Origin of the sequence: Hansschlegelia plantiphila (assembly GCF_027922265.1) — a bacterium.
Classification (GTDB): domain Bacteria; phylum Pseudomonadota; class Alphaproteobacteria; order Rhizobiales; family Methylopilaceae; genus Methylopila; species Methylopila plantiphila.
Map to the genome: position 1 here is coordinate 223,449 of NZ_BSFI01000022.1, position 21,120 is coordinate 244,568.

19 protein-coding genes (1 of these 19 cut by a window edge) are annotated in these 21,120 nt (G+C 68.8%); 14 read left to right on the top strand and 5 right to left on the bottom strand.

From position 1 onward, the window contains the following. From PKE75_RS16495 to PKE75_RS16525, 7 genes are all read left to right on the top strand, one after another. A protein-coding gene (locus tag PKE75_RS16495; protein WP_271169836.1) for a non-ribosomal peptide synthetase crosses the window boundary here: on the top strand, positions 1–3,217 show its 3' end. It extends 7,733 nt beyond the left edge of the window; only the last 3,217 of its 10,950 coding nucleotides appear in the window; its start codon lies off the left edge, out of view; its stop codon occupies positions 3,215–3,217. A 4-nt stretch (positions 3,218–3,221) separates the two neighbouring features. After that, a complete protein-coding gene (locus tag PKE75_RS16500; protein WP_271169837.1) occupies positions 3,222–7,280 on the top strand; it encodes an amino acid adenylation domain-containing protein in 4,059 nt (1,352 codons plus the stop codon). A 385-nt stretch (positions 7,281–7,665) separates the two neighbouring features. Continuing rightward, positions 7,666–8,397 (top strand): DUF72 domain-containing protein, encoded by a 732-nt coding sequence (locus PKE75_RS16505; RefSeq protein ID WP_271169838.1) that lies wholly within the window; start codon positions 7,666–7,668, stop codon positions 8,395–8,397. A gap of 134 nt (positions 8,398–8,531) precedes the next feature. After that, a complete protein-coding gene (gene queE, locus PKE75_RS16510) occupies positions 8,532–9,164 on the top strand; it encodes a 7-carboxy-7-deazaguanine synthase (RefSeq protein WP_271169839.1) in 633 nt (210 codons plus the stop codon). Between the two features lie 13 nt (positions 9,165–9,177). Then, positions 9,178–9,534 carry a 6-carboxytetrahydropterin synthase QueD gene (queD, locus tag PKE75_RS16515; protein WP_271169840.1) on the top strand — a complete coding sequence of 119 codons (357 nt, stop codon included), beginning with the start codon at positions 9,178–9,180 and terminating at the stop codon, positions 9,532–9,534. Then, positions 9,521–10,243 (top strand): 7-cyano-7-deazaguanine synthase QueC, encoded by a 723-nt coding sequence (queC, locus tag PKE75_RS16520; RefSeq protein WP_271169841.1) that lies wholly within the window; start codon positions 9,521–9,523, stop codon positions 10,241–10,243. The genes queD and queC overlap by 14 nt, the downstream gene beginning before the upstream one ends. Positions 10,244–10,257: 14 nt before the next feature. After that, positions 10,258–10,611, top strand: coding sequence for an ArsC family reductase (locus tag PKE75_RS16525; protein ID WP_271169842.1), 354 nt, complete (start codon positions 10,258–10,260; stop codon positions 10,609–10,611). Between the two features lie 63 nt (positions 10,612–10,674). Here PKE75_RS16525 and PKE75_RS16530 read toward each other — a convergent pair whose 3' ends face one another. Further along, positions 10,675–11,097 carry a L,D-transpeptidase gene (locus PKE75_RS16530; protein ID WP_271169843.1) on the bottom strand — a complete coding sequence of 141 codons (423 nt, stop codon included), beginning with the start codon at positions 11,095–11,097 and terminating at the stop codon, positions 10,675–10,677. Between the two features lie 142 nt (positions 11,098–11,239). On the opposite strand from PKE75_RS16530, the gene PKE75_RS16535 reads away from it, so the two are divergent. The 4 genes from PKE75_RS16535 to der all read left to right on the top strand — a co-directional run bounded on the left by PKE75_RS16535 (position 11,240) and on the right by der (position 14,288). Continuing rightward, positions 11,240–11,812, top strand: coding sequence for an NnrU family protein (locus tag PKE75_RS16535; protein ID WP_271169844.1), 573 nt, complete (start codon positions 11,240–11,242; stop codon positions 11,810–11,812). Positions 11,813–11,917: 105 nt separating this feature from the next. Continuing rightward, a complete protein-coding gene (locus PKE75_RS16540) occupies positions 11,918–12,592 on the top strand; it encodes a tetratricopeptide repeat protein (protein ID WP_271169845.1) in 675 nt (224 codons plus the stop codon). Positions 12,593–12,634: 42 nt separating this feature from the next. After that, entirely contained in the window at positions 12,635–12,862 is a 228-nt protein-coding gene (locus PKE75_RS16545; protein ID WP_271169846.1) for a hypothetical protein, read from the top strand. 61 nt (positions 12,863–12,923) lie between these two features. Beyond that, complete coding sequence (gene der, locus PKE75_RS16550; protein WP_271169847.1) at positions 12,924–14,288, top strand: ribosome biogenesis GTPase Der; 1,365 nt, start codon at positions 12,924–12,926, stop codon at positions 14,286–14,288. 22 nt (positions 14,289–14,310) lie between these two features. Here der and queF read toward each other — a convergent pair whose 3' ends face one another. Further along, positions 14,311–14,763, bottom strand: coding sequence for a preQ(1) synthase (gene queF, locus PKE75_RS16555; RefSeq protein WP_271169848.1), 453 nt, complete (start codon positions 14,761–14,763; stop codon positions 14,311–14,313). 113 nt (positions 14,764–14,876) lie between these two features. Between queF and eno the strand changes: the two genes are divergently transcribed. Continuing rightward, positions 14,877–16,160, top strand: coding sequence for a phosphopyruvate hydratase (gene eno, locus PKE75_RS16560; RefSeq protein WP_271169849.1), 1,284 nt, complete (start codon positions 14,877–14,879; stop codon positions 16,158–16,160). A gap of 48 nt (positions 16,161–16,208) precedes the next feature. Here the strand turns inward: eno and PKE75_RS16565 are convergent, their stop codons facing one another. Beyond that, a complete protein-coding gene (locus PKE75_RS16565; protein WP_271169850.1) occupies positions 16,209–17,228 on the bottom strand; it encodes a zinc-binding alcohol dehydrogenase family protein in 1,020 nt (339 codons plus the stop codon). A 96-nt stretch (positions 17,229–17,324) separates the two neighbouring features. Between PKE75_RS16565 and PKE75_RS16570 the strand changes: the two genes are divergently transcribed. Further along, complete coding sequence (locus PKE75_RS16570; RefSeq protein ID WP_271169851.1) at positions 17,325–17,690, top strand: winged helix-turn-helix transcriptional regulator; 366 nt, start codon at positions 17,325–17,327, stop codon at positions 17,688–17,690. Between the two features lie 11 nt (positions 17,691–17,701). Here PKE75_RS16570 and PKE75_RS16575 read toward each other — a convergent pair whose 3' ends face one another. Continuing rightward, positions 17,702–18,793: a type I restriction enzyme HsdR N-terminal domain-containing protein gene (locus PKE75_RS16575; protein ID WP_271169852.1), complete on the bottom strand. Its 1,092-nt coding sequence runs from the start codon at positions 18,791–18,793 to the stop codon at positions 17,702–17,704. A gap of 252 nt (positions 18,794–19,045) precedes the next feature. Next, complete coding sequence (locus PKE75_RS16580) at positions 19,046–19,408, bottom strand: hypothetical protein (protein ID WP_271169853.1); 363 nt, start codon at positions 19,406–19,408, stop codon at positions 19,046–19,048. A gap of 584 nt (positions 19,409–19,992) precedes the next feature. On the opposite strand from PKE75_RS16580, the gene recO reads away from it, so the two are divergent. After that, positions 19,993–20,733 carry a DNA repair protein RecO gene (recO, locus tag PKE75_RS16585; protein WP_271169854.1) on the top strand — a complete coding sequence of 247 codons (741 nt, stop codon included), beginning with the start codon at positions 19,993–19,995 and terminating at the stop codon, positions 20,731–20,733. Positions 20,734–21,120 lie beyond the last annotated feature (387 nt).

A 21,120-nucleotide genomic window follows, 5' to 3' on the forward strand; every position in this document is an offset into this window, starting at 1 on the left:
GGCCTGCGAGCGGCCGGACGCTGAAGGGCTGACGCCTTCCGACGTCGCGCTGGCGCGTCTCGACCAGCCGCGTCTCGACGCGCTGCTCCAGCGCCTGCCGCTTCGGCCGGGGGAGGTTCAGGACATCTATCCCCTGACTCCGATGCAGCAGGGCATGCTGTTTCACGGCCTCGACGAGCCCGAACTTTATGTCACGCAGATCTCGGTCGCGGCCGAAGGGCTCGACTGCGCCCGCTTCGCGGCCGCCTGGGACGCAACCGTCGCCCGGCACGCGGCGCTGCGCACCGGCTTCGTGTCCGATGGCCTCGAACGGCCGCTCCAGTTCGTCGTCGAGAAGGCGGCTTCCGTGGTCGAAACGCTCGACTGGCGGGGCCGGGACGTCACGGAGGACAATCTCGCCGCCCATGCCGAGGGGGAGCGCCAGCGCGGCTTCGACCTGCTCAGGCCGCCCCTGCTGCGGATCTCGCTGGTCCGCCTCGACGGCGGACGCGTGCGCGTCGTTCTGACGAGCCATCATCTCATCCTCGACGGCTGGAGCACCTCGCGCCTGACGGCCGAGGCGCTCGCCCGCTACGAGGGCCGCGCCGTCCCGGCGGCGGGCGGGCGTTTCCGCGACCACATCGCCTGGCTCGAGGCCCGTGACGCCGAGGCCTCCGCCGCCTTCTGGAAGGAGAGGCTCGCGTCGCTCGACGGGCCGACGCTGCTCGCCGAAATCTTCGGCAGGCCGCCCAAGGGCGAAACCGGCTTCGGCCACGAGGCTTTCACCCTAGATCCCGGCGCGACCGCGCGGCTCAAGCGTTTCGCCCGCGAGCGCAACGTCACGCTGAACACCGTTGTCCAGGGCGCCTGGGCGCTGTTGCTGTCGCGCCTGACCGGCGCGCGGACCGTCGCCTTCGGAACCACGACCTCCGGCCGCTCGTCCGACGTCCCCGGCGTCGGCGAGGCCGTCGGCCTGTACATCAACACGCTGATCCAGGCCGAGACCGTCGATCCATCCCAGGGCGCGGCGGACTGGCTCGCCGACGTTCAGGCGCGCGCGGCCGCGATGCGCGATCACGAGCACGCGCCGCTCTACGCGACCCAGGCGCTCGCGGGCTTCGGCGGCGCGGCGCCGTTCGACACGCTGCTGGTGTTCGAAAACTATCCGGTCTCGGCGGCGCTTCACGAAGGGCGCGGCGTGAAGCTCGCACCGCTCGGAGGCGTCGAGACCACCAACTATCCGCTGGCGCTCACAGTCATGGAGACCGGCGCGGGGCTCGAATTCGGTTGGACCTGGAGCCGCGAGGCCTTTCGCGGCGAGACGGTCGCCGGTCTGGACGCCAGCCTGAAGCGGGCGGTGCTGGCGATCGTCGCCGATCCGGACGCTCCGCTCGGCGCGGTCGACCTGCTCGACGCCGCCAAGAGCATGGCCGACGCCTCGACGGCGCGCGACTGGGGGGGCCGGGCGACCGTGCTCGACCGCATCGCGGGGTGGATCGAGCGGACGCCGGAGGCGCCGGCGGTCGCCTTCGAAGGCGAGACGCTGAGCTACGGCGAACTCGGCCGGCGCGTCGATGACCTCGCGGCCCGGCTCGCGGGCCGCGGCGTGCGCGAGGATCATGTGGTCGGGATCGCGCTCGAGCGCTCGCTCGAACTCGTGGTCGCGATCCTCGCGATCATGAAGGCGGGCGCCGCCTGGCTGCCGCTCGAGCCCGATCTGCCGGCGGCGCGCATCGCCGAGATGGCGGCGGACGCGGGCGCGCAGGTTGTACTAAGCGCGTCGAGTCTCGCTGGCCGGCTCCCGGCCGGCGCCGGTTTCGAGGTTCTGCTGCTCGACCGGCCGGACTCCGATCCGCACGTGACGCCCTCTCCGCGGCTCCATCCCAAGTCGCTCGCCTATGTCATCTACACCTCGGGCTCGACCGGCAGGCCGAAGGGCGTCGGCAACACGCACGAGGGGCTCCGCAACCGTGTCGCCTGGATGCAAGACCGCTACGCCCTGACGCCCGACGACGCGGTTCTGCAGAAGACCCCCATGGGCTTCGACGTCTCGGTCTGGGAGTTCGTCTGGCCGCTCTTCGCGGGCGCCCGGCTCGTGGTCGCGCCGCCCGGCGCCCATCGCGATCCCGCTGCGCTCGGCGCGCTCATCAGGGCCGAGGGCGTGACGACGCTGCACTTCGTGCCGTCCATGCTGGCGGCCTTCCTCGCTTCGGGCGAGCTGTCGTCCTGCCCGACCCTCCGGCGCATCCTCGCGAGCGGCGAGGCGCTTGCGCCAGACCTCGCCCGGGGAACGCTGGCCGCGACCGGAGCGGAGCTGCACAATCTCTACGGTCCGACCGAGGCGGCGATCGACGTGACGCACTGGACCTGCGCTTCCGACGAGCGGCGAACGCCGATCGGCCTGCCGATCGCCAACACCGCGATCCGCATCCTCGACGCGGACTTCCACGAGGCGCCTCCGGGCGCGGCCGGGGAGCTCGCGATCGCGGGCGTCAATCTCGCGCGCGGCTATCTCGGCCGGCCGGGGCTGACCGCTGCGCGCTTCGCGCCCGATCCTGGAGGGGCGCCCGGCGACAGGCTCTATCTGACCGGCGACCTCGCCCGCCGGGATCCGGACGGGGCGCTGATCTATCTCGGCCGCGTCGACCGGCAGGTGAAGCTGCGCGGAATGCGGGTGGAGCCGGGCGAGGTCGAGGCGGCGCTCCGGGGCTTCCCAGGCGTTCGCGAGGCCGCTGTCATCGTGGTCCGCGACGCGCTCGTGGCCTATGTCGCGACCGGGGACGGAGCTTGCGCGCCCGAGGACGAGATCAGGGCCTCGCTCGCCGAGCGGCTCCCCGCGCATTTCGTGCCGGCGCGGGTCGTCGTCCTGCCGGCGCTGCCGACCACGCGGAACGGCAAGCTCGACGTTTCGGCCCTACCGAATCCGGACGGCGGCCGGAGCTCAGAGGCGGAGCCGCCGGAGACCGAGACCGAACGCGCCGTCGCGGAGGTCTGGGAGGAGGCGCTGGGCGTCGCCCCCGGCCGCAGCGACGACTTCTTCCACCTCGGCGGCCATTCGCTGACCGCCATGAAAGCGCGTGCGCTCCTGCTCGAACGCCACGGGCTCGACGCGCCGATCCGCCGGTTCTTCGAGCGTCCGCGGCTCGCCGATTTCGCGGCCTCGCTGCCGCAGCTCGGCGAGCGCCCGCAGGGCCTGCTCGACGACATGGACCGCTGGATGAGCGAGATCGAAGGATAGAGCGATGACCATCGACGCCCGCCAGATCAGCATGCGTTACGCGGCGCTCGCGCCCGAGGCGCGGCGCAGATTCCTGGAGAAGTTGAAGGAGAACGGCGTCGACTTCGCCGCGCTTCCGATCTCGCCGGCCCCGCGCGGCGGCGACGTCCCCTTGTCCGAGGCGCAGCGCGGCCTTTGGCTCACATGGCAGAGCGATCCGTCGAGCCCGGCCTACAACATAGGCGGCCTCATCACTGTCCAGGGAGAACTCGGCGAGGCCGCGATGCGTCGGGCGCTCGCCGCGCTCGCCGAACGGCACGAGCCGCTGCGCACGACCTTCGGCCTGAGCGCCGACGGCGAGCCGGTCCAGCGCCTCGACGCGTCGGCGGCGCCGACCCTCGTCGCGCGCGATGTCGCCGATGACGCGGAAAGCGCCGCGGCGGCCGAGGCGCTCGTGCGGAAGCCTTTTGACCTTGAGACGGGTCCGCTGCTGCGCGTCGAGCTGCATCGCCGCGGCGACGGCCAGTCCGCGATCGCGCTGTCGCTTCACCATGTCGTCGCCGACGGCGAGGCGATCGGCCTGATCCTCGAAGAGCTGTCGGTTCTCTACCAAGCTGCCCTGGCCGGCGTCCCTGCGGAGCTGAAGCCGCTTCCTATCCAGTTCTCCGACTATGTCCGTTGGCTGCGCGACTGGCTCGACGCCGGCGAGAAGGAGCGGCAGATCGCCTTCTGGCGCGACGCGCTCGGCGAGGAGCGAGCCCCGCTCGAGCTGCCGTTCGACCGCAGGCGGCGCGCGCCGCGCGGACCGGTCGAAGGCCGCGGCCATATGGTCCGGCTGTCGCCCGAGCTGTCGGGGCGCCTGCGGGCGACCGCCCGCAGCGGCAACGCCACGCTGTTCATGGTCGTGCTCACGCTTTTCCGGCTGACGCTCGCGCGGTGGAGCGGGAGCGACGATGTCCGCGTCGGCGCTCCGCTTTCGAACCGTCGCCGCGCCGAAACCCATGGGGTGGTCGGCTATTTCGCCGCGACCGCCACGCTCGGCGGCGCGCTCGACCAGCGGCTGAGCTTCGCGGAGGCGCTCGCCGGGGAAAAAGAGCGTCTGCTCGCGGCGTCCGAGAATGTCGACGTTCCGTTCGACGCGGTTGTCGAGGCGCTTAGGCCCGCCCGCGTCGACGGGGTCCATCCGCTGTTCCAGACCAAGTGCACGGAGCAGCGCGCGGGCGACGTCTCGCATTTCGGCGGCCTGCCGGCGGAGGCGCGCAGCCTCTCGGCCGGCGAGGCCCATTTCGACCTCAGCCTGGACGTCGCCGACGGACCGGATGGCCTCGACTGCCATTTCGCCTTCGCGCGCGATCTTTTCGACCTCGCGACCGTCGAGCGTTTCGCCGCCGACTTCACGGCGCTCGCGGACGCCGCCTCGCGGGATCCGCGCCGGCGGCTCGTCGACCTGCCGCTCGTGTCAGGGCGGCCGGCGGCGACCGTTCGAGACTCCGCGCCCGCCGAGGACGTTGTGGACGCCTGGCGCCGTCATGCGGCCGCGGCGCCCGACGCGACCGCGCTCGCGGACGGCGTGCGGAGGATGTCGCGCGGCGCGCTCGACGCGGCCTCCGACAGGCTCGCGCGGCGGCTGGCCGCCCGCGGCGTCGGACCGGACGTCGCGGTCGCGCTCGACGCCGACCGCTCGGCCGAATGGGTTCTCGGCGCGCTCGCGATCCTGAAGGCCGGCGGCGCCTATGTCGCGCTCGATCCCGCCGCGCCCCGAAGCCGCCGCGCCGCGCTCGTCGCCGACAGCGGCGCCCGGCTCGTCGTCTCCGCTCCGGGCCGCGAGGACGATCTCGGCTGCGAACGGCTGACCGCCTCGTTCGACCACGCGGACGATGAGCCCGGCGCCGCCCTGCCGAGCCGCCCGCATCCCGAACAGGCCGCCTATGTCGTCTACACCTCCGGCTCGACCGGCGAGCCCAAGGGCGTCGTCGTCACGCGCGGCGGTCTCGCTCGCTATGTCCGGGGCGCGCTGGAGCTGCTGGCGCTGCCCGAAGGCGCGCGGCTCGGAATGGTCTCGACCGTCGCGGCCGATCTCGGCAACACCGTGCTCTACGCCGCGCTCGCCGACGGCGGCGAACTCCATCTCGCGGCCGCGGACGACGTGTTCGACCCGGACCGCTTCGCCGCCTGGATGGCGGACCGCCGCATCGACGCCCTCAAGATCACGCCGAGCCATCTGCAGGCGCTGACGCACGCCCGAGCGCGCGAGTCCGCGCTCCCCGGCAAGGTTCTGGTCCTCGGCGGCGAGGCGGCGGGCTGGGAGTTCGTCGACCGCGTCCGGGCGCTCTCGCCGGAGCTGAGGATCGTCAATCACTACGGCCCGACCGAGACGACCGTGGGCGCGACGCGCCAGCGCGTCGAGGCCGCCGACCGGAAGGCCGGGACCGCGCCGATCGGTGAGGCGTTCGGCGCGGCCGAGGCACATGTGCTCGACCGATATCTCAACCGGGCGCCGGACGGCGTCGCGGGGGAGCTGTTCATCGGCGGAGGAAGTCTCGCGCGCGGTTACGCCGGGCGGCCCGGCCCGACGGCCGAGCGCTTCGTCCCCGATCCCTTCGGCGCTCCGGGCACCCGTCTCTATCGGACCGGCGACCGCGTCAGACGGTTCGCGGACGGGGCGTTGGAGTTCCTCGGCCGCGTCGACGACCAGGTGAAGATCCGCGGGTTCCGGGTCGAGCCCGGAGAGGTCGCGGCCGCGTTGAAGCGGATCGAGGGAGTCTCCGACGCCTTCGTGACCGCGGTCGAGGCGGACGGCGCGAGAAGGCTCGTCGCCTATGTGGCCGGCGCCGCGATCCCTAAGCCCACCGCGCTGGCGGCGCGGCTCGCCGAGACGCTGCCGGCCCACATGATCCCGGCGCGCATCGTGGCGCTGGAGGCCCTGCCGCTCACGCCGAACGGCAAGGTCGACCGGCGCGCGCTGCCGCAGCCGGAAGACCCGAAGCAGGCCGGAGAGCCGCCGCGCGGGCCGATCGAGGAGGCGCTCGCCGCGGTCTGGCGGGATCTGCTCGGCGTCGAGGCGATCAGCCGCGACGACGGCTTCATGGCGCTCGGCGGCGACTCCATCCTCAGCCTCAAAATGCTGGGCCGTATCCGCAAGCAGGGGATCGGCCAGACCGCGAAGAAGCTCGCGCTCGCCGACATCCTGAACGCCAAGACGCTCGCGGCGCTGGCCGAACGGCTGTCGCCCGCGCCTGTAGCGCCGGCGGCGCGCCCGGACGTCGTGCGCCTCGCGCAGGGGGGCGGCGGCGCGCCGCTGTTCTGCCTGCCGGGTCTGCTCGTCAATTCGACGGAGTTCGCGCCGCTCGCCGAGGCGCTCGGCGGCTCACGGCCGGTCATCGGCTTCGTCAGCCACGCCTACACCGAGACGCTCTGGCGGGGCTACGACGTCGGGGCGCTCGCGGCCGAATACGCCGCCTATGTGGAAGAGATCGCGCTATCCGGACGCTGTGCGCTCATCGGCTGGTCTTCGGGCGGCGATCTCGCTTTCGAGACGGCGCGCAGGCTTCAGGGGCGCGTCGCGGTCGAATTTCTGGGCCTGGTCGACGTGTTCGAGGCGACGCCGCTCATGACCGACCGTCCGCTCTCCGAGACGGAGCGGGCCAGCGCCGAGGCGGCGTGCGAGGCGTGGTTGGCGCGCAGCCTGATGGCCGACCGCTGGCGGGCCCTGTTCGGCCGCATGGGGGGTCAGGAAACCGAGGCGGCGCTGCGGGGCGTCCTCGACCGGGACGGGATCCTGCCCGTCGACGGTCCGGCCACGGGCTCCGCCGAGGCGATGCTCTGGGCGCAGCTCGACAAGCGGCTCCGCGCTCCCGGCCACGACCATGCGCCGCTTCCCGGCCAGGCCGTGCACGTCTGGCAGGCTGAGGATTCGCTGAGCCGCCCGGAGCGGCTGCGCGACTGGAGCGCGCTTGCGAGGGTCGCGAGGCTCGAACGGGTCGCAGGCGCGACCCATCTCGACATCATCCATTCGGCCGAGTTCCTCTCGTCGGTCGTCAAGGCGATTTCGGAGACAGCGACGGCGGTCGCGCCGAGCCAATGAGTCTCTCTGCTCGCGGACCGCGCCAGGCGGCGCGACGGACCTTATCCCGTCGTCAGTACGCCGCGGCCGCCTCCGCCGCGCGGGCCGCAGCCTCGCAGATATCGGCTTCGGTCGCATCCCGCGAGCGCGGATCGAACGTGAACCTGTAAGCGCCGGCGCAAGCGGGTGATCAACTCGCAGACAGGATGACGAGCTGGCCTCGCCTTCGTGCGCCGGGTCTGTTTTGAGAGGGCGGCGGCTGTGGAGACTTGAAAAATTCCTGCGAGAATATGTGAGCAAAGCACCCTCGCACTATTTTGACGGGCTGCACGCCGGTCCAAACGCGCCGAAGAATGAACGACCCGGCGGCGCCAGGGGCGGGCTCCAGGAACTGATGGCAGGCCGCGTGGCGACGAAGATTGGCGATCTTTTTGTCGGAACCGCGGGCTGGAGCGTGGCGTCGCGCTACGCCGACGCCGTTCCGGGGTCTGGAACCCATCTCGAGCGCTACGCCCGCCGCCTGAACGCGACCGAGATCGACACCTCCTTCTATCGGCGGCATCAGCACAAGACCTATGAGCGATGGGCCGGCGCCACGCCCGACGGGTTCCGGTTCTCGGTCAAACTGCCGCGAACGATCACGCACGAGCGAAGCCTGGTCGACTGCGGTTCCCTGATCGACGCCTTCATGGCGGACGTCGTCGGCCTCGGCGGAAAACTTGCGGTGTTGCTGGTCCAGCTGCCGCGCTCGTCGCCGCCCGACGCCGCGGCGGCCGGGGTGTTCTTCGATCAGCTGCGCGGAGCGAGCGGCGCCGCCGTCGCGTTCGAGCCGCGGCATCCCGGATGGTTCGCGCCGGAGCTCGACGCCTGGCTTGCGGAGCGCCGGGTTGCGCGCGTGGCCGCCGATCCGGCGCCGGCTCCCGTCGCCGGGGAGCCGGGCGGGTGGAGCGGCCTGCGCTATTACCGCTGGCACGGCTCGCCGCGGGTCTATTACTCGGATTACGACGACGCGGCCCTGGTCGCCCTTCGCGCGCGGGCCGACGCCGGCCGCGCCCTGGGCGAGCCGACATGGTGCGTGTTCGACAACACCGCCTCCGGAGCTGCGCTCGGAAACGCGCTGGCCTTCGCGGGATCGTAGAACCGCGTCTTGGTTGAAGCGTGGGGCTGGCGGGGCTAGAGGAAGCGCCTGCGGGGCCGAGGCGGCCTTTGCGGGCGACGGCGCTTGGCGCCCACCACCATAGCGGCCTCGCGCGGGGCGCCCTCGGAAGATCCATGAGCTACGCGGTCAAGGAGCTGTTCAAGACGCTGCAGGGCGAGGGGGCGCAGGCGGGGCGCGCCGCCGTGTTCTGCCGCTTCGCCGGCTGCAATCTGTGGTCAGGCCGCGAGGAGGACCGCGCGGCCGCCGTCTGCCGCTTCTGCGACACCGACTTCGTCGGCCTCGACGGTCCGGGGGGAGGTCGTTTCGCGGACGCAGCGGCGTTGGCGGACGCGATCGCCGCGACCTGGGGGCCGAAGGGCGGCGCCAGGTTCGTGGTGTTCACCGGCGGCGAGCCGTTCCTGCAGCTCGACGCCGACCTGCTCGACGCAATCCATGCGCGGGGTTTCGAGGCGGCGGTCGAGACCAACGGCACGCTCGAGCCGCCGCCGGGCGTCGACTGGCTCTGCGTCAGCCCCAAGGCCGGCGCAAAGCTGCGCGTCCAAGGCGGCGACGAGGTGAAGCTGGTCTTCCCCCAGGACGACCTTCACCCCTCCGCGCTCGAAGCGCTCGCCTTCCGGCATTTCTGGCTGCAGCCGATGGACGGCCCCCGGCAGGCGGAGAACACCGCGCTCGCCGCCGACTACTGTCTCGACAACCCGCCATGGCGCCTCAGCCTGCAGACCCACAAGATGATCGGCATCCCATGAGACTGTCCCCGCGATGAGGATCACGCAGGCCTTCACCTTCGAGGCCGCCCACCGGCTGCCGAACGTGCCCGAGACGCATCGCTGCCACCGGATGCACGGCCACTCCTACCGCGTGGAACTGCAGCTCGACGGCGCGGTCGACCCGGCGACCGGCTTCGTCGTCGACTTCTTCGACGTCGAGAGCGCCTTCGCGCCGCTGCTCGGAAGGCTCGACCACCATTGCCTGAACGAGGTCGAGGGTCTCGAGAACCCGACCGCCGAGATCATCGCCGGCTGGATCTGGGATCGGACGAAACCGGCGCTGCCTCAGCTCTCCGCCGTGCGGGTGTTCGAGACCCCGCAGTCCTGGGCGGAATATGACGGAGGCTGACGGCGCCGCGGGGGAGGGCGCGCTCGTCCTGTTCTCCGGCGGCCAGGATTCCACGACCTGTCTCGCCTGGGCGCTCGACCGCTACAAGCGGGTCGAGACGCTCGGCTTTGACTACGGCCAGCGGCATCGCGTCGAGCTCGACTGCCGGGCGACGCTGCGGACGGAGATCGCGCGCATCCGGCCGGACTGGGCGAGCCGCCTTGGCGAGGACCACACGCTCCTCCTGCCCGAGCTCGGCCGCCTGTCGGAGACGGCGCTCACCTCCGACATCGCGATCGAGATGGCCGAATCCGGCCTCCCGAACACCTTCGTGCCCGGCCGGAACATCGTGTTCCTCACCTTCGCCGCGGCGCTCGCCTACCGGCGCGGCCTGAAGCGCATCGTCGGCGGCATGTGCGAGACGGACTATTCCGGCTATCCCGACTGCCGCGACGACGCGATCAAGGCGCTGCAGGTCGCGCTCAATCTCGGCATGGAGCGCCGCTTCGTGCTGGAGACGCCGCTGATGTGGCTCGACAAGGCGGCGACCTGGGGCCTCGCCCTCGATCTCGGCGGACCGTCGCTGGTCGATCTGATCGTCGAGGCCACGCACACCTGCTATCTCGGCGAACGGGGCGAGCGCCACGACTGGGGCTATGGCTGCGGGACGTGCCCGGCCTGCGAGCTGCGCGCGGCGGGCTACCGGCGCTTCGTCGCGGAAGCCGTCTGAAGAAGAGGACGACCATGGCCGCCGTCACGATCTACGGGATCAGGAACTGCGACACGATGAAGAAGGCCCGCGCCTGGCTCGATGCTAACGGCGCGCCCTACGTCTTCCACGACTACAAGACGGCCGGGATCGACGGCGGGACGCTCGCGCTCTGGGCGGCTAAGGTCGGCTGGGAGACGCTGCTCAACCGCGCGGGGACGACCTCCCGCAAGCTGCCGGAGTCCGAGAAGCAGGGGCTCGACGAGAGCCGCGCCCTCGCGCTGATGGCGGCGCAGCCGTCGATGATCAAGCGTCCGGTGCTTACGCGCGACGGCGAGCTGCTGGTCGGCTTCAGGCCCGAGCAGTACGAGGCGTTCTTCGCGCGTTAAAACGCGCCGCGCTCAAGTCCCCGACAGCCGCGAAAGCGCCGGCGCGCCGGGGCAGGGGCGTTCCTAGCGCGTGATCACGATCCGGGCGTTGCCGAGCCCCTGCGCGCGGACGAGGTTGTAGAAGGTCGCCGCGTTTGTCGGATGGAGCCTCACGCAGCCGTGGCTCGCCGGCCGGCCAAGCGATCGCACATAGCCTGTGCCATGGATGGCGTAGCCGCCCCTGAAGAACACGGAATAGGGCATCGGAGACATGTCGTATTTCCGCGAATACCACATCCGCGCCGTGCGGATCGGCCGGTAGGAGCCGGTCGGCGTGACGTAGCCGCGCCGCGCCGTCGAGACCGGCCAGGAATAGGCAGGCCAGCCGTTGACCGAGACGTCGACCCGCTGCTGCGAGAGGCTGATCGCGGCGACGACGTTTGCGGACGCCGCTGAGGGAAATGCCAGTCCACACAAGAAGACGACGAGAAGCCACTGCTTACGCATGACAATGCCCCGATCTACGTCTCCCGCCCCACGCGCGCCGCAAGTGTGGCGTAAATGCGGCGGTGAGTCGAATCGCGCGTCCGTGATGGCGCGCCGTCCGTGGGGTAGCTAGTTTGTAATCAGTCAAAACTCGGAGGCCGCCATGGCGATTCTCATTCTCGGCCTCGCGATCTTCCTGGGCGGGCATCTCTTCACGCGAGCCCAGGGCCGCCGCGCGGCTCTCGTCGCGCGGTTCGGCGACGGTCCCTATAAGGTCGCCTATTCCGTCGTTTCGGCGATCGGTCTGCTGTTGATCGTGCTGGGGTGGCGGGCGGCGCCGTTCATAGAGGTGTGGTCCCCGCCGGCCTGGACGCGGCACGTTCCGGTCACGCTGATGTGGCCGGCCTTCATCCTGCTGGCGTCGGCCTGCCTGCCCAGTCACATCCGGGCGAAGGCCAGGCATCCGATGCTTGCGGCCGTGAAGCTGTGGGCGACCGCCCACCTCGTCGCGAACGGCGATCTCGCAAGCATCGTCCTGTTCGGGTCGTTCCTCGCCTGGGGCGTGGCGGCGCGGATCGGCCTGAAGCGTCAGGAGCGCCGCGAGGGAAGGGCGCCGCAGCCTGCGGCCTCCTGGCGGGGCGATGTCTTGGCGGTCGTGATCGGGACGGTCGCCTATGCGCTGTTCGGCGCGTATCTGCACCAGCTGCTGATCGGCGTCCCGGCGTTCAGAATGTAGAGAGGCCGCCCCGCAAACCGTTTGCGGGGCTCCGGTCGCGTCGCTATGGTGCGGCCCCGCGCGTCGGGGCCCCAAAGCCTCGCGCCGACACGCCGCCGGACCAGCATGACCGATATCTATCATGAGATTCAGGAAGACATCCGCCGCGATCGGATGAAGGCGCTGTGGGCGCGCTATGGCGTGTTCCTGGTGGCGCTCGCCGCGTTGGTGGTCCTCGGCGTCGGCGGATGGCGCGGTTACAGCTATTATGAGGCGAAGCAGGCCGCGGCCGCCGGCGACCGCTATCAGGCCGCGGCCAAGCTCGCGGAAGACGGCAGGAGCGACGAGGCGCGCGCGGCGTTCGCGGCGATCGCGGTGAACTCGCCATACGGCTATCGCGCTCTTGCGAGGCTTCGCGAGGCCGACGAGGTCGCCAAGACCGACCAGCCCACGGCGCTCAGGCTCTATCAGGAAGTCGCGGACGGCTCGGGGGATTCGATGCTTCGCGACGCTGCTCGGGTCCGCGCCGCCTATCTCGCGGTCGACGTCGGCGCGCCGGAGGACGTGCGCCGTCTGGCCGAGCCGCTCGCCGCGGGCGGACCGTGGAGCGCGCTCGCCCGGGAGGCGCTCGGTCTGTCGGCCTATAAGGCCGAAGACACGACCGAGGCCCGGCGACAGTTCGAGGCGATCGTCGCCGACGCCGATGCGCCGGGAGCGACGCGCCAGCGCGCGGATCTGCTTCTTGCAGTGCTTCCGCAGGCGGCGCCTGAAAAGCCGGCCGCCGACAAGCCGACCAATTGACCTGCCGGCCTGTTCGGCCGGCCATTCTGGGGATCGTCTTCCGTGAACGAACGCCGCCTCACCAAATCCATCCGCCTCGGGCTCGCCATTGTTCTGGTCGGCGGGGTCGCCGGCTGCGACACGCTCTCGGGCATGAACCCGTTCGCCGAGAAGAAAACGCCTCTGCCGGGCGAGCGGCATCCGGTGCGGCAGGTCGCGCCGCCGCCGCCGGACACCGTCCCGCAGCCGCTCTCCGCGCTGCCGCAGGACACAAACATCAAGTTCGCCTGATCGGCGGCCGGCCGCACCTCGGCCGCCCGTACGGTTCGGGCTCCGGGAAGGCCGTCTGACTGTGACTGAGAACGCTCCCCGCATCACGGTCGCCGTCGTCGGCCGACCGAACGTCGGCAAGTCGACGCTGTTCAACCGGCTCGTCGGCAAGCGCCTCGCGCTGGTCGACGACCAGCCGGGCGTGACGCGCGATCGTCGCGAAGGCGAGGGCCATCTCGGCGACCTCGTCTTCCGCATCGTCGACACCGCCGGTCTCGAGCACGCCGCCGACGGCTCTCTGCAGGCGCGGATGCGCGCACAGACCGAAGCCGCGATCGCCGAGGCCGACGTTGTGCTGTTCATGGTCGACGCCCGCGCGGGCCTCACCGCCGACGACGAACGCTTCGCCGATCTGGTCCGCCGCTCCGCGCGCCCGGTCATCCTGGTCGCGAACAAGGCCGAGGGTCGCGCCGCCTCGACGATGGCCTATGAGGCTTATTCGCTTGGACTCGGGGACCCGATGCCGATCTCGTCGGAACATGGCGAGGGCCTCGGCGACCTCTATGACGCGCTGGTTCCCTTCTTCGCCGTGCCGGACGAATATGCCGGCGACGATGAGCCGGAGGAGGAGGAGAACCCTCCGCTCAGGATCGCGATCGTCGGGCGTCCGAACGCCGGCAAGTCGACGCTGGTCAACCGCCTGATCGGCTCCGACCGGATGCTGACCGGCCCGGAGGCCGGCATCACCCGCGATTCGGTCTCGGTCGATTGGGAATGGCGCGGCCGCCGCGTGCGGCTGGTCGACACAGCCGGGCTACGGAAGCGCGCCCGCATCGTCGACAAGCTCGAGAAGCTGTCCGTCGCGGACGCGATCCGCTCGATCAAGTTCGCGGAGGTCGTGGTGCTGCTGCTCGACGCCGCCGTGCCGTTCGAGAAGCAGGACCTTTCGATCGCGGACCTCGTGGCGCGCGAGGGCCGCTCCCTGGTCTTCGGCCTCAACAAATGGGATCTCGTCGAGGACCGCAACAAGGCGCTCGCCAACGCCCGCGAGGCGCTCGACCGGCTGCTGCCGCAGGTCAAGGGCGCAGGCCTCGCGCCGCTGTCGGCCGAGACGGGCGAGGGCGTCGACAAGCTGATGATGACGGTCGCCAAGGCCCATGAGGTCTGGAACCGCCGCGCGCCGACCGCCGCGATCAACCGCTGGCTCGAAGCGACCCTTGAACGCCATCCGCCGCCCGCCGTCGCCGGCAAGCGGATCAAGCTGCGCTACGCCACCCAGGCGAAGGCTCGGCCGCCCTCCTTCATCATTTTCGGAACGCGCACCAGCGAGCTGCCGGATTCCTACACGCGGTATCTCGTCAACTCGCTGCGCGAGGCCTTCGACCTGCCGGGCACGCCCATCCGGCTGAACTTCCGATCGGCCGAGAACCCGTACGACAAGAAGTGACGCTCTGGGGCGCGCCGGCGCTTCAGCCGCGTCCGCGATAGGGCGCGACGCCCTGGTCCGGCAGGAACAGGCCGGCGGGCGGAGCGCCGGTCTGCCAGAACACGTCGATCGGGATGCCGCCGCGCGGATACCAGTAGCCGCCGATCCTCAGCCAGCGCGGCGCGAGCGTCGCGACCAGGCGCTTGGCGATCATGATCGTGCAGTCCTCGTGGAAGGCCCCGTGGTTGCGGAACGCGCCGAGGAACAGTTTTAGCGACTTTGACTCCACGAGCCACTGGTCGGGAACGTAGTCGATGACGAGATGGGCGAAATCCGGCTGGCCCGTCACCGGGCAGAGCGAGGTGAACTCCGGGGCCGCGAAGCGGACGGCGTAGTCGACGTCGGCATGCGGGTTCGGCACGCGGTCAAGCGTCGCGGCCTCCGGCGATTGCGGGGCGGGCGTCTGTTTTCCGAGCTGCAGCTCTGTCATCGTCATCGATCCTTCTCGTGCGCCGATATAACGAGCCGGCTTCTTCCAGTCGCGCTTTTCCGTCGCCCCGCCTTGGGATAGACGTGCGGCGCGCCACCAAAGCCGGAGCCTCCGATCCCATGACCGCCATCGTCGACATCGTCGCCCGCGAAATCCTGGACAGCCGCGGCAATCCGACCGTCGAGGTGGACGTGACCCTCGAGGACGGCTCGCTCGGCCGCGCCGCGGTGCCGTCTGGCGCCTCGACCGGCGCACACGAGGCGGTGGAGCTGCGCGACGGCGACAAGAAGCGTTACGGCGGCAAGGGCGTCCGCAAGGCGGTCGACGCCGTCAATGGCGAGATCTTCGACGCGATCGGCGGCTTCGACGCGGAGTATCAGGTCAAGATCGACGAGACGATGATCGGGCTCGACGGCACGCCGAATAAGGCGCGGCTCGGCGCCAACGCCATTCTCGGCGTCTCGCTCGCCGTCGCCAAGGCCGCCGCGGCTTCCATCGACGCGCCGCTCTACCGCTATGTCGGCGGAACCTCCGCCCGCGTGCTGCCCGTGCCGATGATGAACATCGTCAACGGCGGCGCGCATGCCGACAACCCGATCGACTTCCAGGAATTCATGATCATGCCGGTCGGCGCGGGGAGCTTCGCTGAGGCGCTGCGCATGGGCGCCGAGATCTTCCATGTCCTGAAAGCGCAGCTGAAGGACGCCGGCCACAACACCAATGTCGGCGACGAGGGCGGATTCGCCCCGAACCTGAAGTCGGCCGAGGACGCGCTCGGCTTCGTCATGAAGTCGATCGAGAAGGCCGGCTACCGGCCGGGCGAGGACGTGTTCCTCGCGCTCGACTGCGCCGCGACCGAGTTCTTCGAGGGCGGCAAATATGTCTACGAGGGCGAGGGCGTGACGCGCGACCCCGGCGAGCAGGCGAAGTACCTCGCCGACCTCGCGTCGAAGTACCCGATCGCCTCGATCGAGGACGGCATGTCCGAGGACGACTGGGACGGCTGGAAGGCCGTCACCGACCTCTGCGGGTCGAAGACCCAGCTCGTCGGCGACGACCTGTTCGTGACGAACGTCGAACGCCTCTCCGACGGCATCAAAAAGGGCGTCGCGAACTCGATCCTGGTCAAGGTCAACCAGATCGGCTCGCTGACCGAGACGCTCGCCGCCGTCGACATGGCCCACCGCGCCGCCTACACGGCCGTGATGTCGCACCGATCCGGCGAGACCGAGGATTCGACGATCGCCGACCTCGCGGTCGCGACGAATTGCGGGCAGATCAAGACCGGCTCGCTCGCCCGCTCCGACCGGGTCGCGAAATACAACCAACTGCTCCGCATCGAGCAGGCGCTCGGGCCGCAGGCGATCTATGCGGGCAGGGAAGCACTGAAGGCGCTGCGGTAGGTTCCCAAGCGGTCGCGCCGCCCCGCGGCGCGACCGCTTGGGTCGTCGTCAGGTCCCAAAACCCTCGAGCACGATCTTGCCCTTCGACCGGCCGCTCTCGAGCAGCGCGTGGGCGCGCTTGAGGTTGGCGGCGTTGATCGCGCCGAAGCTCTCGGAGACCGTCGTCCTGAGAGTCCCTGCGTCGACGAGCCCCGACGTCTCGTTCAGCAGCGCGCCCTGCTCGGCGATGTCGGCGGTCCCGAACATCGAGCGCGTGAACATCAACTCCCAGTGCGTCGACACGCTCTTGCGCTTGAAGGGAGCGACGTCGAGCGCCTTGGGGTCGTCGATCAGCGCGAACCGTCCCTGGGGCGCGATCAGCTCCGCGATCTCGGCGAGATGACTGTCGGTGTTCGTCGTCGAGAACACGAAGGCGGGCTGGCCGAGCCCCAGCGCCGCGATCTCGGCGGCGAGCGGCCTCGAATGGTCGATCACATGGTGCGCGCCGAACTCGCGGCTCCAGGCTTGCGTCTCCGGCCGCGACGCGGTCGTGACCACGGTGAGGTCGGTCAGCCGTCGTGCAAGCTGCGTCGCGATCGAGCCGACGCCGCCGGCCCCGCCGACGATCAGGATCGCGTTCCAGGCGCCGGGGACGGCGCGCCGGACGTCGAGCCGGTCGAACAGCGCCTCCCAGGCGGTGATCGAGGTCAGCGGCATCGCGGCCGCCTCCGCAAAGCTGAGCGAGGCGGGCTTGCGCCCCACGATGCGCTCGTCGACGAGATGCAGCTCGGCGTTCGCGCCCTGCCGGCCGAGCGCGCCGGCGTAGAACACCGCGTCGCCTGGCCTGAACAGCGTGGCGTCCGGTCCGACGGCCTCGACGACGCCTGCGGCGTCCCACCCCAAGACCTTCCACTGGCCGGCCTCGGGGGCCGCGGAGGCCCGGACTTTCGTGTCGACCGGATTGACGGACACCGCCCGGACCGCGACCAGCAGGTCGCGGCCTTCCGGCCTTGGCGCGGGAAGCTCGATGTCGGACAGCGAGGCGGGGTCGCTGATGGGCCCGGGGGTCCGGTAGCCGATGGCGCGCATGGCGGTCTCCTTTGTTCTGGAGACGGAGATGACCTGCGTGGTACTATTGCGCAAGAACGCACATAAACCGCGCATAGTGTCGATAAGGATACCGTTATGTCGCGCGTCCGCCACGACCGCCTCGACTGTTCGCCCGGCTGCGCGGTGGAGGCCGCGTTGCAGTTTATCGACGGCAAGTGGAAGGGCGTGATCCTCTATCACCTCCTCGACGGCACGCTGCGGTTCAACGAGATCCGTCGGCGCCTGCCGGGCGTGACGCCGCGGATGCTGACCAACCAGCTCCGCGAACTCGAGGCGGACGGCTTCCTCGCCCGAAAAGTGTTCGCCGAGGTGCCGCCCAAGGTCGAGTACAGCCTGACCGGCCGCGGCCGGTCGCTCGAGCCGGTGATCGCGGCGCTGAAGGCGTGGGGCGACGCCCACGCCGATTTCGCGCCGAAGCCCTACGCGGACGCCGCCGCGTGAGGCGGGGGACGCTATCCTCCCTGTTCCGCAACGGGAGACTCAAGAACTAGATTCTTCCCCTCAGCGTACGCAGCGGCCGTATCCCGCAACCTCTGAGCATGGTCATAGATATCGTCAAGTGTTTGTATGCGGATGCGCTCTTCGTCATTCTTATCAAAAAAGCTGACGTACTTAACTGATCTGTTGAAGTGTAGGCGAGCAAGAGGTTTTCTGTTATTGTTGTCTATGATGATGCCGCAGTAGCTCTTCTGATCTCGCATAATCACCCGGTTGGCTCTGATAATATCCCGAACGATCGCCCGGACGATATGGAAGCCTTCCATCTCTTCGGCAGTTGTGACGACCTCATCGCTATTGGGCTCAGCGGCCGAAACGGGAACGTCAATAACCTCTGTGTCAGCCAGAGCTGATGAAAGGCGGCTTTGGACGGAATCACGCACGACCTCACGAAAGGCGTTTTTCACCAATGGCGTGAGCATATCCTTCACCGCCGACGTGAACCGACCTTCGTACAATCCAGCTGTCACCTGCCGGACAAATTCTTCCGTTGGAGATTCCATTAGAGAGCTTATCTGAGTTTTTATTTCAGATGTATATTTTAGGCGGCTTGCAGAAGCCAATATATTTGGAATATCGAACTCGTTTCGCCCAAATTTCTTTATTTCGCTGAGTATAGACGCGTTGATATCCGAAAGATCGAATTTCAGAAAGGGAAGCGGATCCAATTTGTTTGGTTCGTCGAGATCGGTATGCAGTTGGAAATGACGACCATTCGTAAGCAGCGCAAATTTTGCTGAGGTAACGGAGAAATACCGATAAAGCTGCGCAAGATGCACCTTATCAAGATGAACGGCTATTGGCTTACATTCAACGAGAATGCGGATTTTGTCGTCAACTTTAATTGCATAATCGACTTTCTCTCCCTTCTTCCCGACCGCATCCGCCGTGAATTCCGGAATAACCTCGCTTGGGTTGAATATATCGTAGCCAAGAGCTGCAAAGAACGGCAGGACAACCGCTGTTTTCACGGCCTCTTCGGTTATCATAGCACTGGAATGAGACTTTATGCGTTCAGCAAGTATTTTTATTTTTTCTTCTATCATGGCGTTCCCCCTTTTCGATTGATTGCCGTGAGAGCATGGGGCCGAAGATTGTGCCGGTCAAAGAAATTCCTCCTATGAGGGGGCTCCGCGCGCTCACGCGTCCCCCGCCATTTTCCCCCCATGCAATGGCCCGATAATGGGCTGATCCCCGGCGTGCGCCGGCAGGGGGGACGAGCGTGGCGCTCAAACTCTTCACGCGGGCGCCTGGCCGGCATCTCGGCTCAGTGCGGGAGGGCGGTCGCGCCGAATGGCTCAGCCGAGCCCTATCACGATGATATCCGGCTCGCTCGGATGGTTTTCCCAGATGCGGACGCGTGTGCGGCTTGAAGGAACTGACGCTCGAAGAATGACGTCGAGCTCGACTGTCGTTACTACGATTTCTAGATGCGGCGTCACGATCAACCGGTCGAAGACGGGCGGTTGATGAAGGCCGACCTCGTCCGCAGCGCCCAAGGTCACGCTCGTCTCGCCGTCCATCCAACTCAAGCAGGAGATGCATACGACGGAGTCCGTCCATTTGAGGTGTGCGCCGCTCGGCTCTGGAGCTTCTCCCAAGTCGGGATCTGAAATAAAGAAAAGTGAGTAAGGCGGCGCGATTTTGACGGTGGACGGCATCTATTTGTGCCTCCAAAGGTCGTTGACGATACGGCGCTGCCGCCGTCATCCAAGCCCGATAACAACGTCGTCCGGCTCGCTTGGATGGTTTCCCCAGATGCGAATGCGGTGCGTATCGAATATCACGCGCCTAAGCCTTCAGGCGTGATGCGGTCACTAACTATATCTTGGTGGGTAAGATTAGAGTCCGATTTTGGTATTCGGCGGCGCTGCAGTCATCCACTGCTATGACGATATCGTCCGGCCACCGCGGGTCATTCTCCCATATTCGCACGCGAGTCCGTTCTGACTTCGTCTTGGCTTTGAGTAAAAGCTCCCACCCGATCGTCGAGATCATGATTTCCCTGCAGGGCGTTTCGATCGCCATGTCGAGCCCAGAGCGGCCTTCCGAGAAGGCCCCAAGGCGATCATTCGCCTCTCGTATCATCGCCTCATTTTGAAGAATTTCTCCTTCGATATTTTTGAATATCCAAGAGGCGTGGGAATTTAATCATAGAATCACGAACAAAGTTCGTGTTTTGTTTCATTCGGAAATCTCCTTCCGACCGGATGACATCCCTCGCGTCCCCCGCCATCTTTCCCCCATGCAATGGACCGATGACGGGCTGATCCTCGGCGTGCGCCGGCAGGGAGAGACGAGCGTGGTGCTCGAGCTCTTCACGCGGGCGCATGGCCGGCATCTCGGCCTGGTGCGGGGAGGGCGGTCGCGCCGCCTGCGGCCGACGCTGCAGCCCGGCAACACGGTGCGCGCGACATGGCGGGCGCGGCTCGACGACCACCTCGGCGCCTTCGTGGTCGAGCCGCTGGAATCCCGCGCGGGACGCCTGATGGAGCGGGCGGACGCGCTGCACGGCGTCGGGCACCTCGCGCATCTGCTGCGGCTCGTCGCCGAGCGCGACCCGCACGAGGCGCTCTACGACGCAGCCGAGATCGTCGCCGACCATCTCGACGACCCGGCCGTTGCCCCCGCTCTCGTCGTCCGCCTCGAGCTCGCGGTGCTGGCCGAGCTCGGCTTCGGGCTCGACCTCTCCTCCTGCGCCGCGACGGGCAAGCGGGACGACCTCGTTTACGTCTCCCCGAAATCCGGCCGCGCCGTCGGCCGCGCCGCCGGCGCGCCTTACGCCGAAAAGCTGTTCGCGCTGCCGCCCTTCCTGGTGGGCTCCGGCGCCAACGCTTCGCCAACAGGCGACGACGTCGCGGCAGCTTTCGCGCTCACCGGGCATTTTCTCGCGTCCCGAGTCTGGGAGCCGCGCGGGATCAAGCCGCCGGATTCGCGGGCGGCGTATCTCGCGCTGCTGGGGAGGCGGGGCGGAGCGCTCGCCTGAGAGGCCCATATTCACTCGACAGCGCCGTCATTCCGGCTGGAGCGGAGCGGAACGCCGGAATCCAGACGCGCGACGGGCGGGCCGAAGAAGCGCAACGGTCGATGAAGCCCTCAGCCGTCATGCCCGCCTTCGCGGGCATCCACGACTTTGCCTTCTCTGCGCCGCTCGACGCCGAAGTCGTGGATGCCCGGCTGCGCCGGGCATGACGCGGCGATGGACCGGCGTGATCCCGTCAGCGAGGGGCGATCGGAATAAATTCCTTGACATTTCCACTTTCCTCCCGCACGCTCCGTCCCGTCTTTCCCCGTCACGGGAGGCGTGTCCGGACCGGCCGGCCATGCGGGGGAGGAGCGGCGCCTGCGGCGGGGATGACCGGATGTCTCCGCC